Source organism: Bacillus sp. FSL K6-1005, assembly GCF_038000225.1.
Lineage (GTDB): Bacteria > Bacillota > Bacilli > Bacillales > Bacillaceae > Bacillus > Bacillus mojavensis.
In genome coordinates this window covers 1,562,636-1,578,077 of the sequence record NZ_JBBOBP010000001.1, presented here as the reverse complement: position 1 = coordinate 1,578,077, position 15,442 = coordinate 1,562,636, and the positions used below count along the sequence as shown (strand labels likewise).

Genomic DNA, 15,442 nt, shown 5'->3' with positions numbered 1-15,442 from the left:
TTTCGTGTGAGAAAATTGGCTTATTGCTATGATCTAATTGAACAATCAGATGTCTTTAACGCTTTACAACAAATGTTGTGACGCTTTGAGCTGGAAGATGAGCCCAAAAATGATTATCCGTTACATTGAGATTCGTTCCAGGTTGAAGATTGCTGCTTCCGCTCGTGATCCATCTAGATACCTGAGAAGCAGATCCATTCTGCAACACAAAGTTTTGGTTGACCCCTGTGTTGCTTTTGTTAATGGCAACAATAACGACCTTGTTGTCACCTTTATAGGCTGACACGTAAACGTTCGCATTAGGATTTTTCGTTGCATCTACCCTTATATAGCCGGGACGCACAAACTTCGAGAAATGAGCCATATTGTAACCGCGTTTGCTGATCGTACCGTCCTCTTTCATAGGACCGTAAGATCTGCGGATGTACCACCAAACATAAGTTTGAAAATCTCCCTCCACCATTGAATGGTGAATATGCTCTGAAACGCCTAATGCCTCGGGCCAGCGATCCGCTGAATTGTTGTCACTGTTTGGATAGTATACTTCCGTCATCCATAGCTCTTTCCCTGCTCCTTTTTGTTTGAAAAGCGGATAAGGAAACTGACTGACCTGAGTACCGTACAGGTGAGTTCCGAGAATATCCATGTTCCTAAGCGCCTGTGGATCGTTCAAAATGGGGTCCGATATATTTTTCAGGTATTGAAATGATTCTGGTGCAATGACACGTGCATTAATGGAACCGGCATTTTCTCTCATGAAACGAAGTATTTCTTGTGGCGTCCACCACGTCCATTCGTGTGCATAATCAGGCTCGTTTTGAACAGAAATCGCATAAAGATTCACGCCATTATTCTTCATGTAGGTAACAAAATCGTTAAGATGCTGCGCGTATGCGGCGTATTTATCGTACCTTAGCCGTTTAGCTGATGCGTCACCATTATGATTGAAGGTTTCAACCATATTGCTTGGAGGATTCCAGGGAGAAGCAAAAACGATTGCTCCATGTTTGATTGCACTCTTTGCAGTCTCCACTTCTCTGTACCAATTATTTCTATTTTCATCTATATGAATTCTTAAAATTGAAAAGCCTAACTGATTCTGTCCATTGCCAAAAGCGGTTTCTCTTTGAGCAGCTGTCAAATCTCCAATCCAAGCCGGGTGGTTCATTCCTCCAAAACCGCGAATCACTTGTTTTTCTGCAGATAAATTAACTGTCACATCACTTGCTGCCAAAACTTCAGTAGCACCTGGGCCGGCTAACATGACTGACAGCATAGTGAAACATACCAACAATAAACAAATTGGTTTTTTTACGCATGACATCATTTTTTCCTCTCCTTCATATGTCTTTTTCTGTCTCTTTTTATATTGCAAACAAAAAATTTTTATCTCTTTTGAAACAGCCCTTTGCTTTCATGCGATATATCAAACTTTTCAGCTGAACCCGTTATAATTACCTGGACCATTTTTTCGCCCAAGCCGCACGCGCATTAGAGTTATCAATGTTGGCTGCTCCGGCGTTGGTCAGTTCTGCACCCTTCTCGTTTCTTAAGCGGTGCCATTACAGGTGCTATCGTTGCGTAAACTGCCAGTAATCAAAATTAAACAAGTTTCCTGTACCTGTTCCGGTAAATACAAAGAATACTTTGTGCACACCGGTTACACCGCTTACCGCAGTTTCTATTTCTCTCCAAGTTTGCGCTCCACCTGTGGAAGGTACATTCAGGGTTCCTACAAGCTTACCGTTTGCACTGTCGAGGCGCACTTCTATTTTCCCGCCTACAGTGGATGCTACATTTGCTTTAAATGTCCTGGCACCGCCCGCCCCGAAGTCTGCATTTCCAACAGCAATCCAGTCTCCGTTATGAATACTTGTTACATGTTGATTATTTACCGGCCCGCCTGGTGCTGAGGATTTCTCTGTCAAAATGCGTCCATTCCAGGCAAACGTTTCAGCTTCTACCCGGTTATATGGATTCAAATTGGAAAGCTGTGTTACGCCTGCATAATTTGCCGCCACCTCTTGAATGGATCCATCTGCATTGTGCACCAGCTTATTAATATGGGGAGAACGGTATCCTTTGCCGGCCCCGAACAGGGCGGAACTGACAGTTTGAGTATGGTACACCACATACCACTCGTTTTTAAAATTGAAAACAGCATGGTGGTTGTTTCCGCCACCTCCGAAAAATGCTCCCGGATTTTTCAGGAAGTGCCCTCTATATGTAAAGGGACCCATGGGACTTGAACTGGTCATGTAGCCAATCTCACCTGGGGGTTTATCGGCCGGGTGCATGCCCCCGAAATTGATGCAATAGGAATAGTAATATTTTCCGTTATGCTTATGCATTCCCGAATCTTCAAACATAAAAGGCGCATCAATTGTAGCTGCACTTCCAACAACACTGGTCATATCAGGGCCCAATTTCATGACTCTTGCTGTTTTAGGATTGGCCCATTGTCCCTGCGTTGGGTTTGAACCGCCAGGAACGCCTCCCCCGGCATACAGGTAACCGGTGCCGTCATCATCTACAAATACTGCCGGATCAAAAAGCCATACAACACCAGACATTCCTGGCGTACTTGGCGTTACGAGCGCTTTTCCAATTGGGTCGGTCCATGGACCAATCGGGCTGTCTGCGGTGAGAACCCCGATACCTCCGCCGCTGTTAGCGAAATAAAGGAAGAATTTATCCTTGCCGTTTATTTTTTTAACTGCAATTGACGGGGCCCAGGACGCACCTGCCCATTTCGCAATCCCCCGGCCGCCATTAGCCCCGTTGGCACCTGCTACCGGAATGGCTCCGTGGTCTGTCCAGTTCACCATATCCGCTGAAGAGATGACGAATACTCTATTCAAATTGGCAAATGAATTATCCTTAATCGTTCCGTCGCTATTATATTCATAGTCATCACTTGACATATAGATGTAGACTCTTCCGTTATAGGTCAGCGCAACCGGATCTGCTCCCAAATGATGGTCGATAAGCGGGTTTGAATTTCCTATATGTTTTGCAATTGTAGTACTGGCAGCATAAGCAGACTCCCCAAATAAGCAACTCAATAATAAAGCAAGAACCCATAAACATACGCTACACTTTTTACCCATAACTAAACATCCTCCTTTTTCGTTAAAATGAAGGGGGTTCTTTTAAAAATTGATGACACAGGTCCAGAACGCAAAAAATAGATAATTTCTAGAGTAAACCGTTAATTTCCTAGCCTTGATTCCCTATCAGCCTCCAGTATTTGAAAAGCGGAAATGATCGGCCATGCGGCATCCCGGAAGGAATACTGGTGTAATACAGTCTGGAATTGTTCGGATGCTGATCATATCATCGAACTGTGAAAAGGCGCACTGACATTCAAATAAGTATATTTAGCTCCCTTTTCCTTCGTCATCCTGATGACACGTTTCACAGCTTGCCGATGTCCGGACAACACTGCTGCTGGTCTGAATTCATGCAAGTTACATCAGCTCCCTCCGATCACAATGAACAGCGATACAATATTATACAAAGTATCCTTTATCTAACATCCTAGCATGATTATAATAAATGTGTATAGAATACTTTCGGAGGAATTATTGTTCGGCTTTACAAAGAAACTGGATACATTTATTCATTAAATATATAAGTGGGGCTGACACCGAAAAATCAGTCTTAAAGAGAGATGATCAGAGCCGTGATGGAAGGCTGTTACCAACTCTTCTTCCTTAGACTGTGCCTTCAAGGTCTACAGGCACAAAAAAAACAGCCGTTCAGAGCGGCTGTTTTTTTCAAGAGGATAAGAACTATTGAGCGGTATATCCGCCGTCCATGACTACGGCCTGACCTGTGATGCCTTTTACTTTGTCGCTGTCCCTCTTGAGCGCGAGAAGCCTTTATGTAATAAGCCATTCACCCCTTCCTGTAATCTGCTGTAAGTGATGACCCGTTCTCCGCCTTTTCGGGGCGTCCTGGGAAGCTCTCATTCTGACGCTGTAATATGCTTCTTCCTGCATCATATTCCCCTCCTTTCTTACCTTGAAAATGAATGTTAACTAAAAATTATTAAAGGTTAATAATTGTGCAGAATATTAGTGTTCCTCGTAATATTCGTCAACCTAAACGATCAAACTATTAACTTAATGGATCTGCAAGGCCTCATTACTTTTTCATGTTTTGTTCATATTTTAGTAATTGTTTATTCAATACTCTCCGCTAAAGTAATCCATATCACCCAATATGACAGCCATATGCATCTTTTATGAAGGGAGGTCAAAACCGGGTGCCGTTATGTTGAAAGAAAAAATAAAAACATTAGGGCGTTTTTGCACCGTGGGCGTCGGTAATACGCTGATAGATTTTGGTGTCTTCTTTTTCCTCACCGCTTGTCATATCCCTTATCTGCCGGCACAGATCTGCTCCTATTCGGCAGGTATCATCAACAGCTATGTGTGGAACCGGAATTGGACGTTTCAGGTAAAACGTAAGGCTGACGGTAAAGAGATCGTGCGCTTTCTCATGATTAATATTGCCGCGTCGGGGATCACCTTTTTGCTGCTTTATTTGTTTCAAAGAGGCGGCTGTTCGCTTTTGGTGAGTAAGCTCGCCGCCACTATCGGCGGAATGATGATGAATTTTATCGGAAACCGAATCTGGGTATTTGGAGATTCGCTGAAAAACATACAGAATCAGGAGTGAAAATGAATGAGAACAAAAGTGAGAAAAGCGGTCATTCCCGCAGCGGGTTTAGGAACGAGATTTCTGCCGGCGACAAAGGCGCAGCCGAAAGAAATGCTCCCGATCGTAGACAAACCAGCAATCCAATACATTGTAGAAGAGGCTGTAGAGTCAGGAATTGAAGATATACTGATTATTACAGGGAGAAACAAACGCTCGATTGAAGATCATTTTGACCGGTCGGCGGAATTGGAATTCAATCTGCGAGAAAAAGGCAAGACGGAGACGCTTAAGGAAATGCAGCAGATTGCCGATTTGGCCAACATTCATTACATCCGCCAGAAAGAGCCGCTCGGATTAGGTCATGCGGTGCTGTGTGCGGAGCATTTTATCGGAGATGAGCCTTTCGCCGTTCTTTTAGGCGATGATATTATGGTGTCTGAAAAACCGGCTCTTCGTCAATTAATGGATGTATACGATGCTTACGGCACAGAGGTTGTAGGTGTACAGTCAGTTCTCCCTGAGGATGTCAGTAAATATGGTATTATAAATACATCAGGCTCTAAAGGGCATGTGTATGAAGTGAAGGATTTAGTTGAAAAGCCTTCTCCTGAAGAAGCGCCTTCGGAAATCGCCGTGATGGGACGATATGTACTGACCCCTTCTATCTTCCCTGTGTTGAAGTCGATTGGGAGAGGCGCAGGCAACGAAATTCAATTAACAGATGCACTTCGTGAGGTTTGCCGCACCCAGCCTATTCATGCGCGGCTTTTAAAAGGAAAACGATATGACATTGGCGATAAATTGGGCTGTTTTAAAGCAAGCACTGAAATCGGCTTAATGCGTCCTGAAATGCGATCTCAGCTTTTAGCTTATCTAGAAGAATTGCTCGAGCGGGAAACACTTGAACGGGAAACAAAAGAAGTGCTGCAATTAAAAAATTTGTAACCATCTTGCTGGTCAATCAGTCATATAATAGTGAAAAAGAAAAGGACAGGTTGTGAAGAATGTGGGCAGTTTGATAAGCGAAATTTTAACATGGCTGACGAATATGGGATATGCGGGCATTGCGATTGGTTTGATGATCGAAATTATACCGAGTGAAATTGTATTGGCCTATGGCGGCTATATGGTATCAGAAGGCACGATTGGATTTATTGGCGCAATCATTGCGGGTGTTATCGGGGGCACCATTGCCCAGATCTTTATTTATTGGATTGGACGCTATGGCGGCAGACCTTTTTTGGACAAATACGGGAAGTACTTATTGATTAAAAAGCATCACATTGACATGTCAGAAAGCTGGTTTCAAAAGTACGGCACGGGGGTTGTCTTCTCGGCACGTTTTATACCGGTTGTCAGACATGCGATATCCATTCCTGCAGGCATTGCCAAAATGCCGTTTCTCAAATTTGTGATACTGACTGTGCTTGCTATCATTCCATGGTCTATCCTCTTTGTTTATTTAGGCATTCAGCTCGGAAGCCAGTGGGATGACGTTGAGAACATAGCGGGCACCTATACAACGCCGATTATGATATTGGCGATTGTGGTCATTGCACTTTATTTTGTCATAAAAAAACGCACAGCCATTTTTAAACGATAGCTTATGGATATGCATAGGGATGACTCTCCCCTATGCATCTTTTTTGTTATCTTCGATGATGATTAGAAAGCTTCATATGTTCCGCTAAAAATGCGACAAACACTTCATCCCGTACAAGAGATGCGGCATAATTCCTTTTAATAAACCATTCTGCTTCCTCAAAAGCCGCAAAGGTTTCGTCCTGTGTCTCCCCGTTAATTTGAATATTCCATGCGTTGTCCAAAGGAAACAGGAAGAATCTCATTTGTTCTCGATTTTCGTATAATGAGCCGTTTGCAGATCCTTTCAAATTATAGAAATTACGGAATGCATCTGGGCGGACCGGTTCCATTCGGAATGCTTCAGCTACAAACAAATCGTATACTTCGTCCGTTATGGAACAGCCGGAAGCCTTCGCATGCCCCCCGCCTCCGTACCGGCCTGCTACTTCTGAAACATCAATGTAATCATGAATGGTGCGCAAGCTGGCTCGTTTTGATCCCATGCTTAAAATGGCAATGTAATCAAGATGCGGATTGTCTTTTCCGAGTCTGTTTCCGAGTTCAGAATGGTACGATTCTGCGTGAACGATACCTACACAGTGTTCGTGAACAAAGGTTTGCACCATTTCTCTTTTTTTCCTGCGAAGGTAGCGCTCGATTTTTTCTTCTTCTAAATCAAGCAGTTTTACTTCAAACTCATCAAAGAAGAATTCGTCATGGGCAGAAAGCCGCTGGATCATTTTTTGTTCAAATTCATCAATTGAAAGCAAAAAGAAAAGGTCATTAAGCCGCTTTGCCTGTTTTTGATCGTACTGCTCCCACTCCCAAGTGTCGTATTGGCGGATGAGCTCTGTAAATTGATCTAATGCGTTTGTCGGATTCATCAGATCATTTTGGACAAGGTAGTCGTATAAAAGAGATGTAGCCGATGCAAGACGTCCGTCATCGTATTCCACCTGAACAAATCCCCACTCATGCTCATTCAAATGGAGGGCTGTTTTATGATGGTCAATCAGTTTCACTTTTCCGCCAGCATGAACATACTCGTTCAGCCTTTTTTCATTTTCTTCATTGACAGCAAGATCCGTGATAAATAAGGCATCGTGTCTGCTGGTCTCTTTTGCTTTTTCTAAGAAGTATTGGACTTGAGCATTTAAGCCGTTGACAGAGTTATAACGGACCTCAACTTCTTTCCCGAAAGCCAACTTTGCAACGATCCCGCACCCTACTCCGTCCAAGTCGTTATGTGAATATAAATGGTACATAATAAAGGCCCCTTTTTATCATACTGGAGATTGCCGCTATAGGTGTGCGGCAGCCTTTATTTACTATTGTAAAAAACGGATGGTTTTATGCACAGCTGATTAGTTTACATAATAAGATTATCAGAAACAATAAAAAGAGCGCTTATTCACGCTCCTGGTACTTCTTTTTTAAACTGGATAAACCGGATGTTTTCGATTGGTGAATGTCATTTTCTTTGTCATGTATGCCCTAAGCCGTTTGTGCAATTCTTCGCGCAATGAATTGGCTGGGATTACCGCGTCAATGATCATTTCTGAAGCCAAGCGGTATATATTGATGTCCTCTTTGTACTCCTCACGTTTGCTGCTGATAAAATCAGCTCTCTCCTCTTTTGGCAGCTCGGAGATTTTTTTGGCGTAGACAGCATTTACGGCTGCTTCAGGGCCCATTACGGCGATTTGTGCGGTTGGAAGCGCTATGCAGCAATCCGGTTCGAAAGCCGGTCCGGCCATTGCATATAACCCCGCTCCATAGGCTTTTCTCACAATCACAGAAAGCTTGGGGACGGTTGCTTCTGACATCGCTGAAATCATTTTGGCTCCATGACGGATGATTCCGGCCTGTTCTACCTTTGTTCCGATCATGAAGCCGGGAATGTCCGCTAAGAACAGCAATGGAATATGAAAAGCGTCACATAATGTGATAAATTTAGCGGCTTTGTCAGCGGAATCGTGGAACAAGACGCCGCCTTTTACTTTCGGCTGATTCGCGATAATTCCGACAGGCTGTCCGTGAATCCTCGCTAGACCTGTAATGATTTCTGGTGCGAATAAAGCTTTGATTTCAAAGAAAGAGTCTTCATCTATTACACGATCGATCAGCTCAAACATATTAAAAGGTGCATTTTGGTTTTGCGGAATAACGTCGGAAAGCGGTATGTCAAAGGGCTTTGGCGGCCGTTTTTCTTGTACAGGCGCTTTTTCTTTATAATTTGCCGGGAAGTAAGATAAATATGAGCGTGCCAAGTGAATGGCTTCTTGTTCAGTTTCTGCGAGAATATCTCCGCATCCTGAAACTGAACAATGCATGCGGGCGCCTCCCATCTCTTCAAGTGACACCTTTTCGCCGATCACCATTTCCGCCATGCGCGGCGAGCCTAAATACATGGACGCATTGCCGTCTACCATGACGACAATATCGCAGAAGGCAGGAATATAAGCGCCCCCAGCTGCGGACGGGCCGAATAGAAGGCAGATTTGGGGAATGCGCCCTGACAATTTGACCTGATTGTAAAAAATTCTCCCTGCGCCTCTTCTGCCCGGGAATACATTGATCTGGTCGGTGATTCTGGCGCCTGCCGAATCGACTAAATAAATGAGCGGACAGTTTAATTTTTCTGCTGTTTCTTGAATTCTGATGATTTTTTCGACTGTTTTTGCTCCCCAGGAGCCTGCTTTCACTGTAGAATCATTCGCCATGGCGCAGACGGTTTGGCCGCCGATTTTACCGATGGCGGTTATGACTCCGTCGGCGGGAAGCCCGTCTGACATACATTCTGCAAAAAAAGCGTCCTCAAGCTCGATGTCATCGTCAAATAAGAGGGCAAGCCGCTCTCTTACAAAGAGCTTGCCTTTTTCTTGGTTGCTGCGATGATACTTCTCCGCTCCGCCTTTTTGTATCCTTTCCGCCCGTTCTGTTCGTTCTTTTTCATAATCCATAAGGCATTCCCTCCGCTCTTTATTCTCCCGTGTATACGGCACGTCTTTTTTCTTGAAAGGCTTGAAGTCCCTCTGTCCTGTCCTTTGTCGGGATCGTGTGTTCATATGCTTTTTGTTCAATTGATAATCCCGTTGCCAGATTTGTATCCAATCCTTTATTGATCGCGAATTTAGCCTGGCGGACGGCAATTGGTCCGTTGGCTGAAATGGCTACTGCCAGTTCCTCTGCTTTGGCCATAAGCTCACTAGAAGCCGTAACATGCTCTACAAGGTTTATCTCTTTGGCTTCATGGGCCGTTATGCGTCTGCCTGTATAAATTAATTCTTTTGCCTTTCCTCTGCCGATCAGACGGGGAAGTCTTTGTGTCCCTCCTGCGCCTGGGATAATGGCTAAAGCCGTTTCCGGAAGGCCTAATGTAGCATTCTCGGCTGCTATCCGGATGTCGCATGCCATTGCCAATTCAAGCCCGCCTCCTAAAGCACTTCCGTTTATGGCTGCTATCACCGGCTGCGGTAAGGCTTCGAGTAAAGAAGCGGTTCTCTGAATGAAGGATACACTTCTGAGAACCTGATCTTGCTTCATTTTTATTCTTTCTTTTAAATCTGCTCCAGCGCAGAACGCTTTTTCGCCGGCGCCTGTCAGGATGACGCAGCGGATTTTCGGGTTGAATTCGATTTCTTGGACAATGGATTGCAGGTCTCTAAGCATTTCTGCCGAAAGGGCATTTGCCGCATGGGGCCTGTTAAGGGTGATGACAGCAATGTGTTCTGTTTTTGACGTAAAAAGGATAGATTCTCCCATTGGTTTTTCCTTTCTTTTATAAAGATGATTTATACACCTGTAAATTTCGGCTCGGAAGATGTTTCCCGATTTTCTCCTCGATCCATTTGGCTGCTGGAAGCAACTTGGCGAGCTTTACGTTTGTTTCGATTCCCATTTGCTCAAACATGTACACGATATCTTCTGTTGCAGCATTTCCTGAGGAACCTGGAGCATATGGGCAGCCGCCAAGCCCGCCTGTTGAGCCGTCAAATATTGTGATGCCCATTTGCAGTGCGGTGAGGATATTGGCGAGAGCCGTTCCCCTTGTATCATGAAAGTGGAGTGCGAGCTGGCTTGCCGGGAACCGTTTTAAAAGCGCTTCAAGTACGATTTCAACCTGTACAGGATTTGCCGCTCCGATCGTATCTCCAAGCGATAGCTCAGAAATTCCGAATTCAAATAAAGAATCTGCTAGGCGAATCACTTGTTCGATCGGTACACGTTTTTCATACGGACAGCCGAAAACTGTGGAGAGATAGGCTCTTACTGTAAGATTTGCTTTTTTTGCGTCGTCGGTTACTTGTTTGAGGACTTGGAGAGTGTCAACAGTGGATTTGTTGATGTTTTTTACGTTGTGTGTTTCGCTTGCGGACATAAAGACAGAAGCTTCGTCAATACCCCCTTCCAGCGCATTCTCCAGTCCCTTTTGATTAGGGACAAGTGCTGCGTACGTGACGCCTTTTACCCGGCTGATGCCTTTTGCCACATCTAGAGCATCTCGAAGCGCGGGAATCCATTTTGGATGAACGAAGGATGTCAATTCGATATAGGAGAGTCCTGTTTGGGACAGCTGGTTGATCCAAGCGATTTTATCTTCTGTTGCAAGCCACACCGGTTCGTTTTGCAGGCCGTCCCGAGGGCCGACTTCTCTTAACATGACTTGTTTAGGATAGGACATGCTCTGCCTCCCTGATTATTGAGTTGGATCGTTCAGTTCAAGCAGCACATCACCTTCATTCACGAAATCACCTTCATTTTTTTTGACTTCTTTTACTGTTCCGCTTCTCTCTGCAACAATCGGGATTTCCATTTTCATTGATTCTAAAATGGCGACTTCCTGGCCTTTTTCGATGTGGTCTCCGGCTTTAACATGTACCTTCCACAGGTTTCCTGCCATTTGAATGTGTATGGTCATGACAGCTGCCTCCTTTATAAGTTGTTTTTCAAAAAATCAGTTGTGACGTCTCCTTTTTTGAATGCTTCTGATGAAGCAGCCTGTAAAAGAAGCGGAATATTCGTTTTAATCCCTTCTATCCGATAATCACGGAGCGCCTCCTTTAGTCTCTCAATCGCTTCCTCTCTGTTTTGGCCTTTGACGATCATTTTGGCGATCATTGGATCATAAAAAGGCGTGACCGCGCTCCCTGCTGCTACTGCACATTCGTGCCGTACTCCCTTTTGTGGCGGGAGAGAAAAAGTGGTGATTGTTCCCGGTGACGGATAAAAGGTTTTCGGATCTTCCGCATAGATTCTGACCTCTATGGCATGCCCGTTTCGGTTTAAGTCCTGCTGAGCGAATTTGAGAGTCTGTCCCTCCGCAACCCTTATTTGCTGCTCAACTAAGTCTAAACCTGTAATTTCTTCAGTCACGGGATGCTCTACCTGCAATCTCGTGTTCATTTCCAGAAAATAAAAGTTTTTATTCTCATCGACTAAAAATTCGATTGTTCCCGCATTGGCATAGCCGATCGCTTTGGCTGCTTTCACTGCCGTTTCTCCTATCTTCAATCTCAGCTCATCATCAACAAATGAAGATGGGGCTTCTTCAATGACCTTTTGGTGGCGTCTCTGGACAGAGCAATCACGTTCAAACAGATGCACGGCATGCCCGTGGTGATCTGCAAGAATTTGAATTTCAATGTGGCGGGCGTGTTCAATCACCTTTTCTATATACATGGATCCGTCTCCGAAAAAATCTGCTGCGCGCTTTTTGTTTCCTTCATACGCCTTTATCAATGCTTCTTCGTTAGGAACGAGCTGCATTCCGATGCCGCCTCCCCCTGCTGAAGCTTTCAGCATAACGGGGTAGCCGATTTCACTCGCGGCGAGGCAGGCTGCCTGAATGTCTCCAAGGGATTCGGAAACGCCGGGCACTACAGGAACACCTGCCTCCTCCATTGCCTTTCTTGCTTCAATTTTACTTCCCATTTTGGCAATGACAGCTGGTGAAGGGCCGATAAACACAATGTTTTCTTCTTTGCAGCGTTGCGCAAAACGGCTGTTTTCTGACAATAATCCATATCCCGGATGGATGGCGTCGGCATTTGCTTTTTTCGCTGCCTCTATGATTCTCTCAATATTTAAATAGCTCTCACTGACTCTCGATTTTCCGATATAATAAGCCTCTGTTGCTGCTTTTGTATGGAGCGCATCTCTGTCTGCTTCAGAATATACGGCTGCCGTTTTGATCCCAAGGCGGCTGCACGTACGAATGATTCTCATTGCGATTTCTCCCCGATTGGCAATCAGCACTTTTGTAAACAAATGAATTCACCCCTCATTAACTTGATGGTAAGTGAAACAGCTGAATCGTTTTTTCACGCAACTTATATTTTTGAATTTTGCCTGAGGCTGTCATAGGATACTCGTCTGTAAAGATGAAATAGCGCGGAATTTTGTGGCGGGCGATTTTCCCTTTGCAATAGGCTTTCAGCTCTTCGGGTGAAGCTGTTTTCCCCTCTTTCAGCTTAATCCAGGCAGCAGCCTCCTCCCCATATTTTTCGTCAGGCACACCAACTACCTGTACATCTAAAATATTTGGATGACGGTATAAAAATTCTTCTATTTCTCTCGGATAAATGTTTTCACCGCCTCTGATGAGCATGTCTTTTAATCTCCCGGTCACGCGGCAGTATCCGTCCTCATCCATAACAGCGAGATCACCGGTAAATAGCCATCCGTCTGGGTTGATTGCCTTTTGGGTAGCATCTTCGTCTTTATAATAGCCCTTCATGACATGATAGCCACGGGTGCAAAGCTCTCCCTGTACACCTCTTTGAACCTCATGAAACGTGCCGGGCTCCACAATTTTCACTTCGACCTCAGGCAAGGCTCGGCCGGTTGTTTCCACTCTTCTTTGGAAGGAATCATTAGCTCTTGTTTGTGTGATCACCGGCGAAGCTTCCGTTTGTCCATAAGCGATTGTGATGTCTGTCATGCCCATTTTTTCAATGACTGCTTTCATCACTTCGCTTGGACAGGATGATCCGGCCATGATGCCTGTTCGCAACGATGACAGATCATAAGAATTAAAATTCTGATGATGAAGCTCCGCGATAAACATGGTCGGTACGCCGTGTAGCGCTGTGCATTTCTCGTTTTCAACCGTTTTAAGGACTGTGGCAGGTTCAAATTCTACAACAGGTACCATGGCTGCACCAACGGACACACATGCCAAAACGCCAAGCACGCAGCCGAAGCAATGGAAAAACGGAACCGGGATGCACATGCGGTCAGATGAGGTTAATTTCATACATTCAGCGATATTTACGGCGTTGTTGATGACATTAAAATGAGTCAGCATCACTCCTTTAGGAAATCCTGTCGTTCCTGACGTGTATTGCATGTTAATCACGTCATTTTTTTCAAGGCTGTTCATTCTTGCTTCCAGCTCGGCATCTGTCACTGTTTGTGCCAGCATCTCTGTATCGTCCCAATGATACATACCAGGTAAACGTTTTTCACCGATATAAATCAGTGTTTTTAAACACGGATAGCGTTCTGATTGCAGCTGCCCTGCCTCTGCATCCTTCAGCTCAGGAATTAAGCTGTTGAGGATCCCTGTATAAGAAGTGCCGCGATAGGAATCCATGACGATAAGCGCATCCGCATCTGATTGTCTCAGCAAGTAATCAAGCTCTTGGGCTTGGTAATTCGTATTCACGGTAACGAGCACGGCCCCGATTTTTGCGGTGGCGAATTGAGCAGCAAGCCATTCCGGTATATTCGAAGCCCATATGGCCACGTGGTCTCCCTTTCCAATCCCCATCCCCATTAGCCCTTTAGCGGTTTGACGGCACAGCCTGTTGAATTGCGCGTACGTGTAGCGGAGATTCCGGTCGGGATAGACAACCGCTTCTTGATCAGGATAGGCTGCTGCCGTTTGTTCCAGCAGCCTGCCGATTGTGCAATGGATGAGTTCGGCCATGTGTCGGTCCTCCTTTCACGAGATCAGAAAGCGTTTACATTTTATTTCAGAAGCTGTCTGGCGATCACGATACGCTGAATTTCTGATGTGCCCTCTCCAATTTCCATCAATTTTGCATCCCGCAGCATCCGTTCAACCGCGTATTCCCTCATGTAGCCGGAACCGCCGTGGATTTGAATCGCTTGGTTGCATGCCCTTGTTGCCATTTCAGAGGCAAACAGCTTGGCATAAGCCGCTTCTTTCGTAAACGGGCGTTTATGATCTTTCAGCCAGGCCGCTTTTAATACCATTTGCCGGGCCAGATCGATTTCCATCGCCATGTCGGCAAGTTTAAACTGAATGGCCTGAAAGGAAGAAATCGGCTGTCCGAACTGCTTTCGTTCTTTTGCATAGGCTAAGGATGCGTCTAGTGCCGCTTGGGCAATGCCGACTGCAAGAGCGGCAATTGAAATGCGTCCGCCATCCAGGGTATGAAGAAACTGTTTAAATCCTTTTGAAGGGTCGCCGAGCAGGTGATTTGCGGGTACACGGACATCCTCTAGCAAAATTTCCGCTGTATTTGACCCGCGCACACCCATTTTATCGTACGGGCTCGTTATGGTAAGGCCGGGTGTATCAGTCGGAACAATCAATGCGGAGATGATATTATGTCCGCTCTCATTTTTGCCTGTCACTGCCGTTACAATCACCGTACGTGCATAGCTGGCATTTGTGATCCAGCATTTTTCGCCGTTCATCACATATTCATCACCATCTATAACCGCTTTCGTTTGCGTGCCTCCTGCATCAGAGCCGGCATTTGGTTCTGTCAGACCGAATGATCCGAGTGCTTTTCCGGATGCTAGAGGAATCAAATGCTCCCGTTTTTGTTCTTCTGTCCCGAAGTAGTATAGAGGGCTTGCACCGAGTGAAACTGCAGCTGCATAGCTTAATCCTGTACTGCCGCATGCTTTGCCGATTTCTTCAACAGCTAAGGCATAGGAAATCGTATCTCCGCCTGAGCCTCCATATTCCTCAGGAAAGGGGATGCCCATCAGCCCCAGATCACCCATTTTTTGAAACGTTTGTATCGGGAATTCACCCGTTTGATCCACATGTTCTGCGTGAGGAGCAATTTCTCTCTTTGCAAAATCCTTTACCATTTCACGTACCATTTGCTGTTCTTTTGTCAGCTCAAAATTCACTTGGTTTCCTCCTTCACATCTTTGTAACATCCTATTAAGTGAATTCAGTAATCATTCCCTGACAAAAGAAGTC

General features: G+C 45.1%; 13 protein-coding genes and 2 pseudogenes. 3 read left to right on the top strand and 12 right to left on the bottom strand.

Features of this window, described 5'->3' with window-relative positions; all coding sequences use genetic code 11:
• Positions 1–55 precede the first annotated feature (55 nt).
• The 4 genes and pseudogenes from NST16_RS08195 to NST16_RS08180 form a co-directional block, all read right to left on the bottom strand.
• The gene (locus NST16_RS08195) at positions 56–1,327 is read right to left on the bottom strand and encodes a glucuronoxylanase (protein WP_326330733.1); all 1,272 of its coding nucleotides are present in this window, start codon (positions 1,325–1,327) and stop codon (positions 56–58) included.
• Positions 1,328–1,571: 244 nt separating this feature from the next.
• A complete protein-coding gene (gene xynD, locus NST16_RS08190) occupies positions 1,572–3,110 on the bottom strand; it encodes an alpha-L-arabinofuranosidase (protein ID WP_286058483.1) in 1,539 nt (512 codons plus the stop codon).
• 149 nt (positions 3,111–3,259) lie between these two features.
• Positions 3,260–3,480, bottom strand: a pseudogene (locus tag NST16_RS08185) (malonyl CoA-acyl carrier protein transacylase); the annotation flags it as partial.
• Positions 3,481–3,859: 379 nt separating this feature from the next.
• A pseudogene (locus NST16_RS08180) lies at positions 3,860–4,004 on the bottom strand (6-carboxyhexanoate--CoA ligase); the annotation flags it as partial.
• A 223-nt stretch (positions 4,005–4,227) separates the two neighbouring features.
• On the opposite strand from NST16_RS08180, the gene NST16_RS08175 reads away from it, so the two are divergent.
• From NST16_RS08175 to NST16_RS08165, 3 genes are all read left to right on the top strand, one after another.
• Positions 4,228–4,686 (top strand): GtrA family protein, encoded by a 459-nt coding sequence (locus NST16_RS08175; protein ID WP_340885579.1) that lies wholly within the window; start codon positions 4,228–4,230, stop codon positions 4,684–4,686.
• Between the two features lie 6 nt (positions 4,687–4,692).
• A complete protein-coding gene (gene galU, locus NST16_RS08170; RefSeq protein WP_340885576.1) occupies positions 4,693–5,613 on the top strand; it encodes a UTP--glucose-1-phosphate uridylyltransferase GalU in 921 nt (306 codons plus the stop codon).
• Positions 5,614–5,674: 61 nt separating this feature from the next.
• Positions 5,675–6,271 carry a DedA family protein gene (locus NST16_RS08165; protein ID WP_168747963.1) on the top strand — a complete coding sequence of 199 codons (597 nt, stop codon included), beginning with the start codon at positions 5,675–5,677 and terminating at the stop codon, positions 6,269–6,271.
• A gap of 46 nt (positions 6,272–6,317) precedes the next feature.
• Here the strand turns inward: NST16_RS08165 and NST16_RS08160 are convergent, their stop codons facing one another.
• From NST16_RS08160 to NST16_RS08125, 8 genes are all read right to left on the bottom strand, one after another.
• Positions 6,318–7,517: a DHH family phosphoesterase gene (locus NST16_RS08160; RefSeq protein WP_340885573.1), complete on the bottom strand. Its 1,200-nt coding sequence runs from the start codon at positions 7,515–7,517 to the stop codon at positions 6,318–6,320.
• A gap of 168 nt (positions 7,518–7,685) precedes the next feature.
• A complete protein-coding gene (locus tag NST16_RS08155; RefSeq protein WP_268506107.1) occupies positions 7,686–9,215 on the bottom strand; it encodes an acyl-CoA carboxylase subunit beta in 1,530 nt (509 codons plus the stop codon).
• Positions 9,216–9,234: 19 nt separating this feature from the next.
• Entirely contained in the window at positions 9,235–10,017 is a 783-nt protein-coding gene (locus NST16_RS08150) for an enoyl-CoA hydratase (protein ID WP_340885566.1), read from the bottom strand.
• 16 nt (positions 10,018–10,033) lie between these two features.
• Positions 10,034–10,936 (bottom strand): hydroxymethylglutaryl-CoA lyase, encoded by a 903-nt coding sequence (ldeG, locus tag NST16_RS08145; protein ID WP_268450445.1) that lies wholly within the window; start codon positions 10,934–10,936, stop codon positions 10,034–10,036.
• Between the two features lie 15 nt (positions 10,937–10,951).
• Entirely contained in the window at positions 10,952–11,173 is a 222-nt protein-coding gene (locus NST16_RS08140; protein WP_010334445.1) for an acetyl-CoA carboxylase biotin carboxyl carrier protein subunit, read from the bottom strand.
• A 14-nt stretch (positions 11,174–11,187) separates the two neighbouring features.
• Positions 11,188–12,522: an acetyl-CoA carboxylase biotin carboxylase subunit gene (locus tag NST16_RS08135; protein WP_340885561.1), complete on the bottom strand. Its 1,335-nt coding sequence runs from the start codon at positions 12,520–12,522 to the stop codon at positions 11,188–11,190.
• A 16-nt stretch (positions 12,523–12,538) separates the two neighbouring features.
• A complete protein-coding gene (locus NST16_RS08130) occupies positions 12,539–14,185 on the bottom strand; it encodes an AMP-binding protein (protein ID WP_340885558.1) in 1,647 nt (548 codons plus the stop codon).
• Positions 14,186–14,226: 41 nt separating this feature from the next.
• The gene (locus NST16_RS08125; RefSeq protein ID WP_268450435.1) at positions 14,227–15,369 is read right to left on the bottom strand and encodes an acyl-CoA dehydrogenase family protein; all 1,143 of its coding nucleotides are present in this window, start codon (positions 15,367–15,369) and stop codon (positions 14,227–14,229) included.
• Between the last annotated feature and the right edge of the window lie 73 nt (positions 15,370–15,442).